Origin of the sequence: Serratia sp. CMO1, from assembly GCF_015689115.1 — a bacterium.
Classification (GTDB): Bacteria; Pseudomonadota; Gammaproteobacteria; order Enterobacterales; family Enterobacteriaceae; genus Serratia; species Serratia marcescens.
This window is the reverse complement of the sequence record NZ_CP065032.1, coordinates 2,381,701-2,398,325: the sequence shown is the minus strand read 5'-3', so window position 1 is coordinate 2,398,325 and position 16,625 is coordinate 2,381,701. Positions and strand designations below refer to the sequence as shown.

At 60.2% G+C, this 16,625-nt stretch carries 16 protein-coding genes and 1 riboswitch; of the genes, 7 read left to right on the top strand and 9 right to left on the bottom strand.

Annotated features, from left to right (window positions below; translation table 11 throughout):
* The first annotated feature begins 62 nt into the window (after window positions 1-62).
* Genes IT763_RS11470 through IT763_RS11455 form a run of 4 tightly spaced genes read left to right on the top strand, consistent with a single transcriptional unit; the run spans window position 63 to window position 3,558 of the window.
* Complete coding sequence (locus tag IT763_RS11470; protein ID WP_049299229.1) at window positions 63-527, top strand: MarR family winged helix-turn-helix transcriptional regulator; 465 nt, start codon at window positions 63-65, stop codon at window positions 525-527.
* Window positions 524-2,461: an FUSC family protein gene (locus IT763_RS11465; protein ID WP_049299227.1), complete on the top strand. Its 1,938-nt coding sequence runs from the start codon at window positions 524-526 to the stop codon at window positions 2,459-2,461. Before IT763_RS11470 ends, IT763_RS11465 begins: the two co-directional genes overlap by 4 nt.
* 1 nt (window position 2,462) lies before the next feature.
* Complete coding sequence (locus IT763_RS11460; protein WP_033648323.1) at window positions 2,463-2,675, top strand: DUF1656 domain-containing protein; 213 nt, start codon at window positions 2,463-2,465, stop codon at window positions 2,673-2,675.
* A gap of 7 nt (window positions 2,676-2,682) precedes the next feature.
* The gene (locus IT763_RS11455; RefSeq protein ID WP_033648322.1) at window positions 2,683-3,558 is read left to right on the top strand and encodes an HlyD family secretion protein; all 876 of its coding nucleotides are present in this window, start codon (window positions 2,683-2,685) and stop codon (window positions 3,556-3,558) included.
* Here IT763_RS11455 and IT763_RS11450 read toward each other — a convergent pair.
* Window positions 3,555-4,475 carry a LysR family transcriptional regulator gene (locus IT763_RS11450; RefSeq protein WP_049299225.1) on the bottom strand — a complete coding sequence of 307 codons (921 nt, stop codon included), beginning with the start codon at window positions 4,473-4,475 and terminating at the stop codon, window positions 3,555-3,557. The genes IT763_RS11455 and IT763_RS11450 overlap by 4 nt on opposite strands.
* Before the next feature lie 115 nt (window positions 4,476-4,590).
* Between IT763_RS11450 and IT763_RS11445 the strand changes: the two genes are divergently transcribed.
* The gene (locus IT763_RS11445; RefSeq protein WP_206195427.1) at window positions 4,591-5,478 is read left to right on the top strand and encodes an SDR family oxidoreductase; all 888 of its coding nucleotides are present in this window, start codon (window positions 4,591-4,593) and stop codon (window positions 5,476-5,478) included.
* A gap of 59 nt (window positions 5,479-5,537) precedes the next feature.
* Here the strand turns inward: IT763_RS11445 and IT763_RS11440 are convergent, their stop codons facing one another.
* From IT763_RS11440 to IT763_RS11420, 5 genes are all read right to left on the bottom strand, one after another.
* Window positions 5,538-7,073: a phospholipase D family protein gene (locus IT763_RS11440; RefSeq protein WP_039566127.1), complete on the bottom strand. Its 1,536-nt coding sequence runs from the start codon at window positions 7,071-7,073 to the stop codon at window positions 5,538-5,540.
* Window positions 7,074-7,159: 86 nt separating this feature from the next.
* A complete protein-coding gene (locus IT763_RS11435) occupies window positions 7,160-7,951 on the bottom strand; it encodes a helix-turn-helix domain-containing protein (RefSeq protein WP_110146997.1) in 792 nt (263 codons plus the stop codon).
* A 357-nt stretch (window positions 7,952-8,308) separates the two neighbouring features.
* Window positions 8,309-8,626: a cupin domain-containing protein gene (locus IT763_RS11430; RefSeq protein WP_015377878.1), complete on the bottom strand. Its 318-nt coding sequence runs from the start codon at window positions 8,624-8,626 to the stop codon at window positions 8,309-8,311.
* 233 nt (window positions 8,627-8,859) lie between these two features.
* Entirely contained in the window at window positions 8,860-9,777 is a 918-nt protein-coding gene (locus IT763_RS11425; protein WP_206195426.1) for a phosphotransferase, read from the bottom strand.
* Between the two features lie 77 nt (window positions 9,778-9,854).
* The gene (locus tag IT763_RS11420; protein WP_241005499.1) at window positions 9,855-11,027 is read right to left on the bottom strand and encodes a nitrate/nitrite transporter; all 1,173 of its coding nucleotides are present in this window, start codon (window positions 11,025-11,027) and stop codon (window positions 9,855-9,857) included.
* A gap of 181 nt (window positions 11,028-11,208) precedes the next feature.
* On the opposite strand from IT763_RS11420, the gene IT763_RS11415 reads away from it, so the two are divergent.
* Window positions 11,209-12,057 (top strand): LysR substrate-binding domain-containing protein, encoded by an 849-nt coding sequence (locus IT763_RS11415; RefSeq protein WP_206195425.1) that lies wholly within the window; start codon window positions 11,209-11,211, stop codon window positions 12,055-12,057.
* A 47-nt stretch (window positions 12,058-12,104) separates the two neighbouring features.
* Here IT763_RS11415 and IT763_RS11410 read toward each other — a convergent pair whose 3' ends face one another.
* The 3 genes from IT763_RS11410 to IT763_RS11400 all read right to left on the bottom strand — a co-directional run bounded on the left by IT763_RS11410 (window position 12,105) and on the right by IT763_RS11400 (window position 15,365).
* The gene (locus IT763_RS11410) at window positions 12,105-12,512 is read right to left on the bottom strand and encodes a DUF2000 domain-containing protein (RefSeq protein ID WP_206195424.1); all 408 of its coding nucleotides are present in this window, start codon (window positions 12,510-12,512) and stop codon (window positions 12,105-12,107) included.
* A 53-nt stretch (window positions 12,513-12,565) separates the two neighbouring features.
* Window positions 12,566-13,414: an AraC family transcriptional regulator gene (locus IT763_RS11405; protein WP_206195423.1), complete on the bottom strand. Its 849-nt coding sequence runs from the start codon at window positions 13,412-13,414 to the stop codon at window positions 12,566-12,568.
* A 70-nt stretch (window positions 13,415-13,484) separates the two neighbouring features.
* On the bottom strand, window positions 13,485-15,365 hold the full coding sequence (locus IT763_RS11400) for a diguanylate cyclase domain-containing protein (RefSeq protein WP_016927733.1): 1,881 nt from the start codon (window positions 15,363-15,365) through the stop codon (window positions 13,485-13,487).
* Window positions 15,366-15,541: 176 nt separating this feature from the next.
* A riboswitch (Fluoride riboswitch) is annotated at window positions 15,542-15,617 on the top strand.
* Window positions 15,618-15,657: 40 nt separating this feature from the next.
* Between IT763_RS11400 and IT763_RS11395 the strand changes: the two genes are divergently transcribed.
* Entirely contained in the window at window positions 15,658-16,623 is a 966-nt protein-coding gene (locus tag IT763_RS11395; RefSeq protein WP_164052413.1) for a DHHA2 domain-containing protein, read from the top strand.
* Window positions 16,624-16,625: the final 2 nt, after the last annotated feature.

The window sequence follows — 16,625 nt, the reverse complement described above, 5'->3', positions numbered from 1 at the left end:
AAACTAATTGCCAAAGCAACTGTTGCAATTTAACCTATATACACTGTTTGCCGAGGTATCCCATGTCATCGAAAGAAAAATCCCTCTATGCCCTCACCAACGCCCTGCAACCGGTTCGCCGGGTGTGGAAACAGGCTGCGACGCTGGCGATCGCCAAATCCGGCATCTCCATGTCGTTGGCTACCGTCGTGGTTCTGGTGCACCGCAATCCGCAGGGCATCAATCAGCGCGACCTGGCGGAAGAAGTCGGCGTCAATCCCGGTGCGATGGTGCGTCTGTTGGATCAGGCCGCCGCGTTAGGCTTCCTCGAGCGGCAGGAGTCGGCCGGCGATCGTCGGTTTAAAACCCTGCGCATTCTGCCCGCCGGCGCCGAATTGGCCAAAAAGGTCGAAACCGCGGCCGATAAGCTGCGAGTCGAGCTGATGCACGACGTGCCGTTGGAAGATATTGAAACCGCCACTCGCATTCTGCGCCTGTTTGAAGAGCGCGCAGGCCACTATCTGCAACAGGCCGGCAATGAGCCATGAACATCGGTAAACCGCAGCTGCTGTACGCCGCGAAACTGTTTATTTCCGCCATGCTGGCCTTCGCGCTGGCGGAAAGCATCGGCCTGCAAAATCCCTATTGGGCGATGGTGACCTGCTGCGTGCTGAGCAATCCGGTCAGCGGCGCCGTACGCGCCCGCGCCACCTACCGTTTTTGCGGCACGCTGTTCGCCGGCGTGCTGACGCTGGGCCTTTCGGCCTGGCTTAGCAACACGCCGGTGCTGTTGATCGTCGCCGCTGGGCTGTCATCGTCACTGATGCTGGGCCTCTCCTATCTCGATCGCACGCCACGCGCTTACTTTTTCCAGCTGGGCGCCATCACCATGATGCTGGTCGCCATCGCCTACATCAATCACCCGGACACGATGTTCACTATGGTCGTCACGCGGGTAACGGAGATCTGCCTGGGTATTTTGGCGGTGACGCTGGTAGACAGCGTGCTATTCCCATCGTCGCTGGCGCCGGTGTTGCGCACGCGGCTGAAAGGCTGGCTGGCTGACCTGGCGCGTTGGCAGGAGGACAGCCTCGACGGCAAGGGCAGTGACGCCCAGGCCGACGCGGACCGTATCCGTTTGCTGGGCGACATCGCCTCGTTCAATCAGATGATGACCACCCTTGGCTATGACAGTTCGGTCGATAAGCCCACCCGTCAGGCGGCGATTTCGATACAGCAACGCGTACTGCAAATCGTGCCGCTGCTCTCGGCCATCGGCAACAGCATCGCCGCACTGCCGGTCGGCCTGCGCCCCCGCCTGCAGCCGTGGCTGAATGAGGTCCGGCGGCAGGCCGTTGAACCCGCACCGCACGCTGCGCCCTCGGTAAGCTTGTTGCCGCCTGCGGCGTCGCTGTCGCCGTGGGAAACGCTGATCGTCGACGAGCTGGCTGAACAGGTTGAGCAGTGGTTAACGCTGTGGGCCGAGGTACAGCAGTTGAACGCATTCCTGGACGGCGAGCCGCTGCCCGCGGCGCTGCAGGCGCAGATGATGCGCAGCCGCGTCTTCTCGCCGCCGCCGGATATCGGCATGGCGGTGCGCATGTTCGCCGGAATTTTGACGACCTACGCCCTGCTGTGCGGTCTCTGGTATTTCACCGGCTGGGAACAGGGCGCCAATATGGTGCTGATGGGGATCGTGGCCATCGCCTTCTTCGGCGCCGGCGACAATCCCGGCGCCACCATCGCCACTTTTGGCCGCTTCGCCGCTATCGCTATGGCCCTCGGCGCCCTGCTCAGCTATGTGCTGCTGCCGCTGGCCGGGGATTACGGCAGTTTCCTGATCGTGATGGGGCTGTTTTTGCTGCCGCTCGGCGTGTGGGCGGCGAGCAACCCGTTGGCGACGTTGGCGATCGCCCTGTCGCTCAGCAACGTCAACTTTCAGGGGCACTATGCGCCTAACAATATGGGGCTGTATCTGGAAAGCACTACCGGCACGCTGATCGGCGTCTATTTCGCATTCCTGTGCGCCGCGCTGTTCCGCCGCTGGGGCACCGATCAGGTGGTGGCGCGGCTGATGCGGCAGGATGCGCAAGAGATGCTGCGCCTCAATCGCCACGTCACGGAGCGCGACTTACAGCGCTATCAGGCCCGCGCGTTGGATCGCATCACCGCGCTGGGTAGCCGCCTGGCCGCCGTTGGGCAAGCCGATCGCAGCCCACAGCTGTTGATGCGCTTAAAAACCGCTATCGACCTGATTCGTCTGCAGCAGGCCGGCGCTCTCAGCCCTGGCGCTTCGCCGAACGCCGGTCTGCCGGCGGCGTTCCGCCAACTTTCTCTGCACGCTGAGGCCCCCTCCGCGCTGCTGGGCCAGATCGACGTCGGTCTGCAACAGGCCTGGCGGCAGAACGATCGGCGCGCGCTGCGGCCGCTTACCCGGCTACGGCTGCTGCACTTCCCCACGGCTTTGCACTGGAATCCCTGACATGATCGGTGAAATCAACATTGACGGCGTGTTCATCTCGCCCTTGCTGCTGTGCCTGGTGTGCGCGTTTTTCTCGCGCATGGCGCTTTCCTGGACGCTCAGCGCGGTGGGCGTCTATCGCTGGGTCGCGCAGCGCCCGCTGTTCGACACCGCCCTGTTTCTTATTCTGGCCGGGCTGTTTTTCCACGGCCTGAAATGGCTTACCACCCCCTGAGGACCCCATGTTTCGTGAACGTACCCTTGTTCTGCTGCGCCCCGCGCTGACCCTGATTGCCGTTTTGATCGCGGCAGGCGTGCTGTGGCAGCTTTATCTCTATTACACCTATGCCCCGCAAACGCGCGACGGCAAGATCCGCGCCGACGTGGTGCCGCTGGCCACGGATGTTTCCGGCAAGGTGGACGCCGTGCACATTCACGACAACCAGGTGGTGCATAAAGGGCAGCTGCTGCTCAGCCTGGACAAAGTACGGCTGCGCAATGCGCTGGATCAGGCCGAGGCCGCCGTTGAACGCGCCAACGTCCAGTTGGCGTCATCCCAGCGCGAAAACCGGCGCTATCAGGCGCTGCAGTCGGCTATTTCACAGCAGGAACGCGACAATCGCCGCGATGCCCAATCGCTGGCAAAGGCCAATCTGGATCAGGCCCTGGCGGATCGGGCGCTGGCGCGCATCAACCTGCAGCGCGCCGATCTCTATGCGCCGGTGGATGGCGTGATCACCAACTTCTCCCTGCGCCCCGGCGCTTACGCGACCGCCGGTCAGCCGATCATGGCGTTGGTGGATTCCAACAGTTTCTACATCGCCGGATACTTCGAAGAGACCAAGCTGGGCCGCATCCAGAACGGTGACAAGGTGGTGATCCGCATCATGGGGGAACGGCAGCCGCTGTATGGCCACGTCGACGGGCTTTCCGCCGGCATCAACGACAGCGAGCGCACCACCGCCGCCGGCAATCTGCTCGCCAACGTCAACCCGACATTCAGCTGGATCCGTCTGGCGCAGCGCATCCCGGTGCGCATCGCGATCGACACCATTCCCCACGGCGTCGAGCTGATCGCCGGCCGCACGGCGACGGTTAGTTTGAGTGAAACTCATTAAGCCTGTCCCTCCGGCGTCAACCCGGCGATCAGCGCCTGCAGTAAAGCGCTGACCTTCGGCTGCGCCCGGCGGCTTTTCAGCCAGACCACGTTGATCGGCAGGCCGTCGGTCGCCAGATGCGGCAACACCTCGGCCAACGCCCCCTCCTCTAGCTGCCGTTTGACCAGCCAGGTCGGTAACTGAGCGATGCCGTGCCCCGCCAGCACCGCCGTCAGTTGCCCCTCAGCATCGCCAATGGCCACCCGCGGCGTCAGCGTTCTTCGCTCTACCGGCTGGGCACCGCTTCCCGAGAAATGCCAGGGCGTCTGCACGCCGTCGTTTTCCTGATACAGCACGCAGTGATGATGCGCCAATTCAGCAGCGGTGGTGGGTTCACCCTGGCGCTTCAGGTAGCCGGGCGCGGCGCAGAAGATATGCCGCTGCTTACCAAGGTAGTGATGCCCCAGCGTATTTGGCCACACATCCGAACCGCCGATACGCACCAGGATATCGATGCCTTCACTGACCGGATCGGCGAAGCGGTCCGAAAACGTGATATGCGGCACCAGCAACGGGTGATCCTCAATACATCGCAAGATCACCGGCAGCGCATGCAAACGGCCAAAGGAAGCGGGAAGATCGATGCGCACCCTGCCGCGCGGCTCGGCGCTTTCCGCCTGCATCGCCAGTTCGGCCTCTTCCAGCTCGGCCAACACGCCGGTACAGGTGCGATAAAATTGGGTGCCGGCGTCGGTCAGCGCCAGCCGCCGCGTGGTGCGCTGGAACAGCTTCGTCTGTAATCGGCTTTCCAGCCGGGCGATCCCTTTGCTGACGGCAGAAGCGGTCAGGTTCAGGCGTTCCGCCGCCAGCGTAAAGCTGCCCATATCGGCCACGCAAACAAACAGACCGATCCCTTTAAGACGTTCGGAAGAAAACATGCCCCTGCCTTATTGATGAATTTAGTTCCCGCAACTCGGTAATTTATAGCGCAAATCATGATTTTTATTCCGATAGACTTTCCCTCACAGCGTTAAAAACCGCAAGAGGTAAGTTATGAAGAACAAGAAGCCCCGGATCCTGATCACCGGCGCCACCGGCCAGATAGGCGGTGCGACCCTGCGTCTTTTACAATCCCAGGCAGAGATCGAGCCGGTTGCCGCCGTGCGCTCTCCCGCCAAGGCGGCGCCCTTCGAAAAACTGGGTATCCGCACCGTCCAGCTCGATTTTGATCGGGAAGAGACGCTGGCACCGGCGCTGGCCGGCATCGAGCGCGTATTTCTGGCCACTGGCTACACGGTGGACATGCTGCGGCAAAGCAAGGTGTTTCTCGATCGCGCGCGCCAGGCCGGCGTACGGCATGTCGTGCACCTCGGCGCCTGCGGCCGTGACGACACCAGCGTCGCGCACTGGGCCTGGCACCAGCTCATCGAGCGTTACATCGAGTGGTCGGGATTTTCTTTCACCCACCTGCGGCCGGAGTGCTTTATGCAGAACCTGCTCAACTACGACGGCGTACCGGCGGTGAAAAACGGCGTGATCCGGCAATATACCGGCGATGCGCCGTTCAGCTGGGTGGACGGCGACGATGTAGCGCAGGCGGCGGCGCTGGCGCTGCTGCACCCCGAGCGGCACGGCGGCCAAACCTACCGCATGGGCTATGACGTTAAATCCTACGGCGAGATCGCTGCCATGATGACGGAAGAGCTGGGGCAGACGTTCCGCTATGAAGCGCAAGATCCGCAGGTTTTTCTGGATGAGATGCGCGCGACGGGCGCCGAAATGGCCTACATGAGCTGCGTCTACGACAATTTTCGCCGCATAGCGGCTCGCGATATCCCAGGCGTCGATGAGGTTTTCGATAATTTCCCGCAGATCGCGGGGAGAGAGCCGATGCGGCTAAGGGCGTTTATCCGCAAGCACCGTGACAAGCTGGCCTACTGAGCCTCGCAAGGTTCGCCGGCCAAAACCGGCGAGCCTTCCTTTTCCCTCCCGCCACGCCGTTACAGCATCCACTCGATCGGCAGCCAGCCGGCCACGGTGAGAATAATGCGTTTTACCCAGCCGGCGCCGGGCTCTTGCTGATGCACCTCGGTGTGGCCGTCTTCGAAGGCTTCTTTCCACACCATTTTGCCCTCGGGCGTCAGCACCGGGCGGTAGGCGGCGTACTCGAGCGGGCCATCAAACAGTTGGCGGGTGTCGGCCGCCAGCGTCGGGCTGTCGATCAAGAAGCCCATTTCGCAGTTCAGGTGCGCCGAGCGCGGATCGAAATTGAACGAACCGATAAACACCCGCTTATCATCGATGGCGAAGGTTTTCGCGTGCAGCGCCGCGCCGGACAGCCCCAGCGGCTTGAGTTCCTTGCGCCCGGTCGGTTGACCGGCGCGCAGCTTCAGCTCGAACAGTTCGACGCCCGCCTGCAGCAGCTCACGCCGGTATTTGGCGTAGCCGGCATGCACCACCAGCACGTCGGTGGTGTTCATCGCGTTGGTCAGCACGCGTATGGACTTCCCCTGTTTGGCAAGCGATTCAAAGAAGCTCGCCCCTTCCCGCCCCGGCACGAAATAGGCGGAAACCAGATCCAGCTGCCGGCCGACGCCGCCGATGATCTTGCCGAGCTGCGTCACCATCAACCGATCGCGCGACGCCTTGCCCAGCCCTTTCGCCGGATCGTCGGCCACCAGCTCTACCTGGGTGAATTCCGGCTGGACGGCGCCATCGCGAAAGCGCACCGCGCTGGTTTCCAGCTGCACCGCCAATTTGCGGGCCCGCTCGCTGCTTTCGGTCGCGGTGGCCTGCGTCAGGAAGGCAGAAAGATTACCTTTGCCACGGATAATCTGCTCAACGCCGAACACCGACGCGCTGTTCCAGTAGCGATCGAACACCTCGGCCGTTTCTGCCACTACGCTGCCGACGCTCAGCACGTCGAGATCGAGGAAATAGTTTTCGTCGCCGACCTGGAAATACTCGTCGCCAATGTTGCGGCCGCCGATGATCGCCACGGCGCCGTCGACGATGTAAGACTTGTTATGCATGCGCCGATTCATGCGCATAAAGTCAAAGGCGTAGCCGGCCAGCTTCGGCGTGCGCACGGTTGATGGGTTGAACAGGCGGATCTCGACGTTTTCCTGGGCGTTCAGCGCCGCCAGGGTCTCGTCCATGGCGACGCCGTTATCGTCCAGCAGCAGCCGCACGCGCACGCCGCGTTGGGCGGCGTCATACAGGGTTTTCAGCAGGATCTGCCCGGAGGTGTCGTTATGCCAGATGTAGTACTGGGCGTCGATCGACCTTTCCGCCATCCGCGCCAACGCCAGGCGGCTGGCGAACGCATCGTGCCCGCTGGCCAGCGGCACCACGCCGCTCAGGCCTGGATGCGCCGCCATCAGTTCGGCGGCCCTCGCCGGTAACTGGGCGGCAGGATCCGCCGGCAACGCCGCCTGCGGCAGACGCTGGGAAATATCCGGCAAACGAAAGAGGACTCTTGCCGCAATAATGGCGATCGTCACGGCGAGAATCAGATACACGACAATTTTTATCACGGGAAGCGGCCTCGGAGGTTGACTGCTTTGCTTTATACGTCATTAGGTTGCTTCAATCTATAGGAGAAGCGCGCTATGCCATAAGGCTATAGCGTAAAGCGCGAAGGCGAAACGCCAAACAATTTTTTGAACGCCACCGAATAGGCGCTGTGACTCTCGTAACCGCTTTCGAAGGCGGCGTGGATGATCGAGTTGCCGGCCAGCAGCAGCGGAATGGACGACAGCAGCCGCAGACGTTGTTTCCACTGGCCGAAGGTGATGCCGGTTTGTTGACTGAAATGGCGTTGAAAGGTCTTTACGCTGATCGACAGTGAATCGGCCCAGGCCTCAATACCGCGTTCGTCGGCCGGCGTGATGACCAACTGCCGGCAAATTTCGGCCATTCTCGCCTCTGCCGGCCAAGGCAGATGCAGCGCCAGCTGCGGCTGCAGGCTCAGTTCCTCCAGGAACAACGCTCTCAGCAGCGCATTGCGTTTGGTCTCCGGCCCTTCAGGCGCCAGCGTCGCCAACTGGGCGATCAGTTCTCGCAACAGCGGTGAAACCTGTAATACGCCGTCGCGCAGCGGCAAACGCGCGGCGGTGATTTCATCGACCAAAATCCCGTAAACGCAGATGTTGCTCTGCATGACGATCTGATGTTCTACCCCCGGCCGCAACCAAACCGCGGTGGTGGGCGGCACGATCCAGCGCCCGCTGCTCGCCTCGACCGCCATAACGCCCTGTTGCGAATAGAGCAAATGACAGCGTTTATGCGAGTGGTAAGGAATGACGAAGCCCGCCGGATAGTGTTTCACCAGCCCCGTCACCTCGAACGAGGAATTTTCGTGGCTGCTGAGGTCGATGCGTTTCGTTTCGGCGTTGTCGACTTCGAATCCCATGATCGTTTGTCCCTTTTGATAACGCGAATGTCTTTTATTTGATAGAGGGACCGCATGATCCTCCATATAGTGACGTTCTCGCAAGCCACACCAGGGGCCTTATGCGAAGAAACTCACTATTTACACCAAAATTTCATCGTTCTGCGTAAAACGGAGGCGATGACGTTGCGCATGCGCTGCGCGATGGCGGCTCGTTGCGGGGGCGACGCGGCCGAAAGTGATGGAGAGGGAAAGCGCGGTGGCATAAATCAGGAGGTGTATGCATCAATCAGCAGGTAGCTCGGCCTGGGGGGCGGCTTACTGCTGAAGGGATAGGGAGAGCGCCTAGGCTCTCCTCCATCCAACGTGGTTATCTCATCAACGGGCCAACTCGGCGCCGTCCAGCTCGGAAATCGCCAGACAAATCACTTCCGTGATGGCCTGTACCGTATAAGCGGTATTGGCAGGAATGATCAACATCTCATGGGGTTGCAACGTCTGATCGTCAACCTTCAGTTCACCGCTCAGCACCATCAGTTTCACCCAGCCCGGGTGAAAACGCGCCGGTTGCCGGCTGCCCGCATCCAGCTTCAGCAACGCCGTATGGCCAGGCGTCTCCCGTTTCAAAATGTGAAAGTGTACCCCATCGTAAGGCATGTTTTCGTAATGCAGTGACGCCAGTGTTCTCTTATGCATGGTAAGTGTCCTCGTGACCGGTGAGTAGCTGCTCCGCCTTCGGTCGCCGTAAAAACGATTGGCGGCTGTCCCTACCGAAAGCACAGGCTCGCAGCCTCTTGGCGAACGGATTAACTGTCGTACTTGCAGCGGCTCGATCGACCGCCGTTTCATGCCTAACCTGCCTCAGGCATGCTACTAAATATATAAGAGCCTCGCCGACGGCGCAAAAAACCGCTGCAACGTTGAGCGCATTACGGTGTTAATCCGTAGTCGGAAAGATTATCCAGCAGCTTGAACAGCGAGACGAACAGCGCCGTCTGCCGGGGATCGCGCCAGCCATCGGCAAAGTCCGCCATCAGCCACAGCACTTCGTCGAGAAACAGATGTTCCACTGCCTGATGCCAGCCCTGTAGTTCATCGGCCGTCAGCGTGACAGACTCGCCGTAACCCGCCAAGAACAGTCGCCATTCCCACACGCTGAAGACACGGCCGGGGGCTGAAGCCAGGGTATTGTGGAACAGCAGCAGCGCCAACGCCAGGTCAAATACCCGCGGTAAAAACAGCGCGTTATCGGGATCGATCAGCACCGGCCTATCCGGCGCGACATACACCAAGTTATCGGCTTTAAAGTCATAGGGCGTCGCCACACAAGGAAGAGCCTGTTCTTTCAGCGCCATCTGCCGTTCGGCAATCTGCAGCATGCGTGCTTTGAACGCCGTGATATCGAGAGTAATCCCCTGCTCAGCCGCATGGTCGGCGATCACATCCAGATCCGCCAAGATGTCTTCTTCAGTCAGCGCGTACTCGTCATAGGTCGTCAGCCCGGCGTTATGGTTTGTCGGAGACAGCGCGTGTATTCGACCAAGCAGCCTGCCGGCCGCCACGATCTGTTCATCGCGGCCTGCATATTTCTCTCCCGAGATAAAGGGATAAACCACCCACATGCTTCCCTTCATCTCTTGCGGACACGCCGTCGGCACTACGATATCTACGCCCTGATAACGCAACTCGGCGAGATACGCCGCCAGCGCATGGGCTTCATCCGTCGTCGGACGGGTACGTTTCAGCACATGTTCCCCTATCTTATAAACCGGCGCATAGGGATAAAGACTGAGCGGCGGCTGTGTGGCATCCAACCCAAACTGAGCGGCAATCGCGGTGATATCCATCTTTTCACATTCCATTATCAATAAATCGCGCTGAGCGGTAACCTGATGTTTTCTCATTCATTAATGATGCCCGTGCCTCATTTCAAATGTTGTCGCCAAAGCAACCCTGCCGCCAGGCAGGCTACCCCGCCGCCGCAGGCCAACACGGCATAAGACGTGCCCCAGCTCTGGGTGGTATCCATCACGACGCCAAAGGATAACGGGGCGAACGAACCGATGCCGAACCCCAGCAACGATCGCCAGCCCATCACGCTACCGAGCTGTTGCGGCGGCACGTTGTCCGCCATCGCCGCCGACAGCACGCCGGAGTCGCCGAGAATAAAGAAACTGCCGATGCTGACGAACAGCAGCGTCCAGCCTGGCCCCCAGTTCGCCGCCCCCCCCATCAGCAGCGATCCCAACGCGCCCGCGGCGCCCATAAACATCAACACCGATGCACGATTGAAATAGTCGGAAACGGTGCCGACAATCAGCGTGGCGATCATGCCTGCCAGGTGGATCACCGCCGCGACGATCAATCCTGCGCTGAGCGGATCCAGAGAGAAAACGCTCAACGCCTCGCTGACCAGGCTGGGTGCCCAGGCCCAGTTACCGAGCAGTTCCCAGCTGTGAGCGATATATCCGATCAGCAACAGTAGGGTCGCATAGGTGATAGCATAGCTTTCTCGTTTCGTCTTCCTTCCCAGCGTGCGCGGTTGCGGTTCCTGATAACCGACCAGGGCCAACGAACCCGCCAGCGCCCCCAGTAACGCACCGGCGGCGCACAGGGAAAACGCCACGCCGGCGCCCCAGCGCATGGCGCTCCAACCGGCGATGAAAACCGACAGAAAATACCCCAACGAACTGGCCGCCAGGATCATGCCGATGGCGTAACCGCGTCGGGCCGGGCCGTTCATCCCCATCGCTAACAGCAGCGCCGGCGTATAGGCGCCGCCCTGCGTCAGGCCGACGAAGGCTATCAACACCAGCGCTCCGATATACGAATGGGCAAACACGGCGAACAGCATCAGCGCACCGGCGCCCAGCCAGGAAAACAGCAGATACACGCGACGCGCGCCCAGCGAATCACACCACCAGGAAGCCACCAGCAACGCCAGGGCGTTGGTCAGGCTGAACACCGTCTGCACCGTACCGGCGGAGGCGGCGTCGAGCTGCCACTCGCTTCTGATGGTCGGCAGCGCGCCGGCAAACATCATGGTGCCCAGGCAGAGGCCAGCCCGGCTCACGCAAAGCAAAAAGAAAGCTCGCATTTCAGCGCCGCCTCCCTGCCAACCGCAGGGTGCGGATAACGCCATTAACACACATGACCGATAGCCAAAAGATCCGCATCATAAACTCAGCAATCAGAAGGAAATGCCTCATCATAGTGAGCAAAATCAACGGCTGACAAACGATCTTTCCTCCCTCATTTGGTTGAGCTAGACTCAACCTATGAAAAAAATCCACTCCCTGCCGCACCTGTCCGCTTTCGAAGCCGCCGCCCGTCTCGGCAGCTTCAGCATCGCTGCGGATGAGCTGTTTCTCACCACCGGCGCGGTCAGCCGCCATATTCGCAGTCTCGAAGCGCAGCTGGGGGTCACGCTGTTTTATCGCGGACACAAATCCGTGCGGCTGACGCAGGCCGGCGAGAATTTTTCCCGCACCGCATCTCGGGTGATAAGCGAACTGTATGCCGCGGAAAGCGCGCTGAAAGCGAGCGCCGGTCGGCAACGGCTGGTGGTGCACAGCCTGCCGACGTTCACCATGCACTGGCTGATGCCGAAACTGGCGGCGTTCAACGAGATTCATCCGGAGGTCGCGGTTGATATCACCACCGCCACTGGGGCCGTCGATCGCAATATGCCGTTTGATCTGGCGATCAGGCGCGATCCCGCGCACTTCTCAGGGCTGAAGGCGATCCCTTTTTTGCAGGAAGACAGCCTGCTGGTCTGCAGCCAGAGCTATTTGCACACCATGCCGATCGGTGCGCCAGACAATCTGGCCGGGCATACAGCCATTCGCATCCGCGCCCGGGAGGATTTGTGGCGCAGCTGGTTGAATACCTATCCGACGGCGCTGACGCTCGACCATACCTTCGCCGCCATTCAGGCGGCCGAAGACGGCCTGGGACTGGCCGTCGTGCCTTACCTGTTCTGCGCCAAACATCTGTCGTCCGGTCGGCTGGTGTCGCCCTTCCCGGCTTTGACGATTCGAACCGGCGTTTATTCCCTGCTGCTGCGCGATCGGGACGATGAGGTCGTGAGAAAGTTCGCCGCCTGGCTGCATACGTTCCAGGCCTAAGCGCCTATTGGATCCCGCCGCAAAAGCGCACCGCGCTAACGGTATTCTCAGCCGTGAAGCACCAGGCCTTTTATCGCCTTATCCACCGCTTTTTTCGGTCCGCGCAGCGCCAGGCCGACCAAATCCAGGTTGTCCGCGTCTTCGGCGAGAAAAACCTGCCGGTTGGCTGCATCGTGCCCGGTCGAGAACATGGCGTGCACATAGGGGATCAGCGTCAATTCCCGTTCCAGCCCTTTGCGATGCGCATTTTGCAGGCCCGGCAGATCCGCGGCGAAAATCAGCATCGGCTGCCCGGAAATGCCGCCGTAGCGTCTGCCTTGCGCATCCACGTAACATTCGCCGATGATCTCCGGGGCGGCGGCGGCGATGCCCGTCGCCAGAAAGGCCACCACGTTCAGCCGCTGCCAGGTTTGCAGATCGTCGCGCACGATAAACGCTATCTTGGTATCAAACATGTTTCGCTCTACTCCGTTGTGCTCTTAAAAGCGCATCATCGGCGATGAGCGAGTCAGCGGTATAGAACGTTTGTGCACTGCCGTTGATAGGCCGCCGGCGATAAACGGTAGGCGCGCCGGAACCAGCGGCCCAAATGACTTTGGTCGGCAAAGCCTACCCGCATGGCGACCTGCGCCGGCTCTTCCCCCTGCGCCAGTAACAGTCGCGCGGCACGCAGCCTCAGCCGGATCAGGTAAGCATGCGGCGACTGGCCGAAAGCGCGGGTGAATTGGCGAGTCAGACGGAAACGATCCAGGCCGCACTGAAGCGCAAGTTCCTCCAGACTGGGATTATCCGCCATGTGCTCGTGCAAGTAGTCCCGTAAACGATTCATCTCAATCAAAGCGTCATCGCGTTGGGACGTTGGCCTGACGCGTATATGCCGCGCCAAAAGCGTCAGCAGTTGGTCCAGGCTTTGATCGCGCGCCAGCCGGCCTTCCCTCTGATGCAACGCAAAAAAAGCCTGTTGTATCGCGGTCGCCAGCATCGGATCGTCGGTCAACGTGCTGTGGAAGGCGCCTTCCAGCACTGAAGCGTCCCCCAATCCGCGGCGGTGCATAGCGGCGGATACCCAATGCTGGGGTAAATAGAGCATTGCATAGGTAAATCCCTCGGCCTGCGGCGCATGGCCATCATGCACCGCACCCGGTTCGATCAGCATGGCGCGTCCCGGCCGGCTGGTATGCAATGAGCGGTGGCAGTTGAAACGCTGTAAACCCTGCTGCGTGACACCCACCAGCATTTCATCATGATCGTGAGGATCGTAGGCATGCCCCTGAAAGTGGGCATTGACGCTCTCAATACCGGTTTCCTCATCGCGTCGCAGTTCAAGCCAATCTTTATGTTGATGATTTGACGCCATGCAATAAATCCGGAGTTCTGCTCACAGGAAAAGAAAAACAGCTTACCCTGAGACCGCCACCGTTGCACGCTCACAGCTCGCAGATGGCATAAGTGCCCTTTCCGGCCGATTTCGCCTGATACATCGCGCCGTCGGCACGGGTCAACAGCATCTCCTCCGTCACATCGCCGCGTGGAGAAATGGCCGCGCCGATGCTGGCGGAAAGCCGTACTTTCTGCGGCCCGATCTGCGTAATTTTGGCCAGTTGCGCCAACACGTTTTCGCAAAATTCGCTGACCTCGCGCCGCGGATCCGTCAACGGCCACAGGATCACCGTGAACTCGTCACCGGCCAGGCGCGAGACGCTGTGGTGCTCGCCTGCGCAGGCGCTGAGCAATGTGGCGAATGTCTTCAGGATCGCGTCGCCGAAGTCATGACCATAGCTGTCGTTAAGGGTTTTGAACCCGTCGAGATCGATAAACAACAGCGCCATCTGCCGCTGATGGCAACAGGCCTGCAGCGTGCCCGACAACCGGCGCAGAAACGCGCGTCGATTGGTCAATCCAGTCAGCATGTCATGGGTTGCGTCATATTCCAGCCGCTGCTGCAGCCGCTTCAACTCGGTAATGTCCATGGACAGAATGTAAAACCCCTGCGTTTCGCACGGCACCAGCGTGGTGTGGATCATCAGCAGTCCCTTTTGGGTCTGGAGCTCATTTTCAAAGCTCACCATTTCCCCCGCCAAGGCCCTGTCTATCATCGGTTTCGCTATCTGATAAACGTTCTCCCCCATAAAATCGCGCACCGTCATTCCTCTGAGGCGGCTTTCTTCCAGGCCAAACCAGGTTTTGTAGGCGCTGTTGGCGAACAGGTAGCGTTCATTGCCGTCGATCTGGCTGATCAACGCCGGCATATTGTCAGTAATGGCGCGCAGGCGTTCCTTCTCCGCGCTGAGCTGATATTCGGCGAGCACCCGGGTTTCAATCTCTTCGTTGAGTTTCTTGACGACCACGTTCAGCTCCCGCGTGCGGATTTCGACGCGTTGTTCCAGCTCGTGTTGCAGAGCGAACAGATCGGCCTCCGCCGCCTTGCGCTCGCTGATATCGACGATAACCGAGATGAAATGATCCGGTTTACCGTTAGGCAGCCGATTTAACGCCACCGTCAGCTGCACCCAGACGATCGAGCCGTCGGCGCGGAAATAACGTTTCTCCAGCGAGTAAGTGCTGATCTCGTTTCTCAGCAGCTGCTGCAGTTTTTCCAGATCGGTGTTGAGATCGAGCGGATAGGTAATGTCCTGAAAGGTGCGATCCATCAGCTCGCGCTCGGAATAGCGCAACATTTCGCAGATGCGCGGATTGACCCGCAGCCAATACCCCTGCAGCGACACCAGCGCCATCCCTACCGCCGCCTGGGCGAAAGTCTGTTCGAACAGGGCTTCCGAGCGTTGCAGATTGGACTTCAGGTTTTCGGTATAGACGTGGCGTTCAATGCTCTGCAAATACTCCTCCACCACGGCGGCGAAGTCGTGCAGGTCGGCCAGTTGTTCCGGGGAAAACGGCTGCGGCTGGCTGTCGATAATGCACAGGGTGCCGAGCGGCAACCCGTCGAGCGACAGCAGCGGTTGCCCAACGTAGAAACCGATCCGCGGTCCGCCAATCACCAGCGGATTATCAAAAAAGCGCGGATCGTTGGCGGTATCGGGCACCACCAGCGCTTCGCGTTGCAAGATAGCATGGCCGCAAAACGAGATATTGCGCGGCGTTTCCCGGGCATCCAGACCGTAACGCGATAAAAACCATTGACGATCCCGGTCGATCAATGACACCAACGCGATGGTCACGCCGAAGTATTTCGCCGCCAGCCGCGTGATGCGATCCAGTTTCTCCACCGAGTTTGAATCCAGCACGTTCAGCGAATTCAATACCGACAGGCGTTCAGCTTCGTTTTCGGGGAAGCAGGGTTCGAGCATGTTGTCTCCCAATGTGTCACCGACGGACCCGGCATAGCCGGCGTGAGTCCGTTCAGCGTTTTCGTCGGTTAGCGGCAAATATCCTTGTCCATCATAGACTCACTCAGTATCAATCCGATTGCGCATTCTCGCCAGCTTTGCCGGGCGTTGCGTTTGCCACCGCGCTGCGCTACAGTCGCTCACAAGGTGATGGTGTTCCACCTTTCCCAACCGCCGCGTTCGCTCGAACCGGATGATGACGCCTGATATACAACTTCGCTTTATTTTTTAGGCAGGTATGTCAGGAGTCGCTATGAATGAAATCTCACGTTTTACCCCTTTTCCGCCCCAGCCTGATCTCACCGTGCGGGAAATGCCGCTGTACGTTTTCGGCCATAAAAATCCCGACAGCGACAGCATCTGCAGCACGCTGGTGGTCGCGGACTGGCTCAATCACCTCGGCAAACCGGCCGTCGCTTTCCGCCTTGGCGAACTGACGCCGGAAACCCGCTACATACTGGCCGCCGCCGGCGTACAAGCGCCTCCGCTGCTGAAAGGCGATCTCCGTGACCGTAAAGTCTGGCTGGTCGATTTTACCGACGTCGAACAAGGGCCGGCCTCATTGCCCGACAGCGATGTGGTCGGCGTTATCGACCATCACCGGCTGGGCACGTTAATCACCCGCAACCCGCCCGATGTCTGGGTTCGCGCCGTCGGCTGTTGCGCCACCGTGATCCTGCAGATCCTGGCGGCGGAAAGGCCGATGCCGCTTTCTTCCGCCCAGGCCACGCTGCTGCTGGGCGCGATTTTGAGCGATACCGTTGCGCTGAGCGCGCCGACCACCACCGAACTGGATCGGCTGGCGGTCTCGCGGTTGCGCGCAATTTCTCACGTTGACTATGACGCCTTCACCGCCGGGCTGCTGGCCGCCAAAACCGATCTTTCGGGGCAATCCGCCGCGCAGTTGCTGCAGCGCGATGCCAAGAATTATCGCATCCATAGCGTCTCGCTGCTGCTGTCGCAGATAGAAGTGCGGGCCATGAGCGACATCGATCCGCTGTTGCCCGCGCTGCAACAGGCGCTTGAACACGCGAAGCAGGAAGCCGGGCTGGCGATGGCCGCGCTATTGGTCACCGATATCACCTGCCGTCGCTCCACCCTGTATTTCTCGCCGAACCGGGTGCTCGACATTCGTCAGGTGTCGCTGCCCGGCATGACGAGCCGGAAAAAAGAGGTTTTACCGTGGTTAACCCGCCAGATCGCTAACGCAGGGAGATAAGT

Bases quoted from the DNA above. Each gene is read 5' to 3' on its own strand.
- IT763_RS11435 (WP_110146997.1), bottom strand. From the start codon at position 7,951: ATGGGATTCGAAGTCGACAACGCCGAAACGAAACGCATCGACCTCAGC.
- IT763_RS11410 (WP_206195424.1), bottom strand. From the start codon at position 12,512: ATGTTTGATACCAAGATAGCGTTTATCGTGCGCGACGATCTGCAAACC.
- IT763_RS11430 (WP_015377878.1), bottom strand. From the start codon at position 8,626: ATGCATAAGAGAACACTGGCGTCACTGCATTACGAAAACATGCCTTAC.
- IT763_RS11455 (WP_033648322.1), top strand. From the start codon at position 2,683: ATGTTTCGTGAACGTACCCTTGTTCTGCTGCGCCCCGCGCTGACCCTG.
- IT763_RS11405 (WP_206195423.1), bottom strand. From the start codon at position 13,414: ATGGCGTCAAATCATCAACATAAAGATTGGCTTGAACTGCGACGCGAT.
- IT763_RS11445 (WP_206195427.1), top strand. From the start codon at position 4,591: ATGAAGAACAAGAAGCCCCGGATCCTGATCACCGGCGCCACCGGCCAG.
- IT763_RS11470 (WP_049299229.1), top strand. From the start codon at position 63: ATGTCATCGAAAGAAAAATCCCTCTATGCCCTCACCAACGCCCTGCAA.
- IT763_RS11415 (WP_206195425.1), top strand. From the start codon at position 11,209: ATGAAAAAAATCCACTCCCTGCCGCACCTGTCCGCTTTCGAAGCCGCC.
- IT763_RS11460 (WP_033648323.1), top strand. From the start codon at position 2,463: ATGATCGGTGAAATCAACATTGACGGCGTGTTCATCTCGCCCTTGCTG.
- IT763_RS11450 (WP_049299225.1), bottom strand. From the start codon at position 4,475: ATGTTTTCTTCCGAACGTCTTAAAGGGATCGGTCTGTTTGTTTGCGTG.
- IT763_RS11425 (WP_206195426.1), bottom strand. From the start codon at position 9,777: ATGGATATCACCGCGATTGCCGCTCAGTTTGGGTTGGATGCCACACAG.
- IT763_RS11465 (WP_049299227.1), top strand. From the start codon at position 524: ATGAACATCGGTAAACCGCAGCTGCTGTACGCCGCGAAACTGTTTATT.
- IT763_RS11400 (WP_016927733.1), bottom strand. From the start codon at position 15,365: ATGCTCGAACCCTGCTTCCCCGAAAACGAAGCTGAACGCCTGTCGGTA.
- IT763_RS11420 (WP_241005499.1), bottom strand. From the start codon at position 11,027: ATGCGAGCTTTCTTTTTGCTTTGCGTGAGCCGGGCTGGCCTCTGCCTG.
- IT763_RS11395 (WP_164052413.1), top strand. From the start codon at position 15,658: ATGAATGAAATCTCACGTTTTACCCCTTTTCCGCCCCAGCCTGATCTC.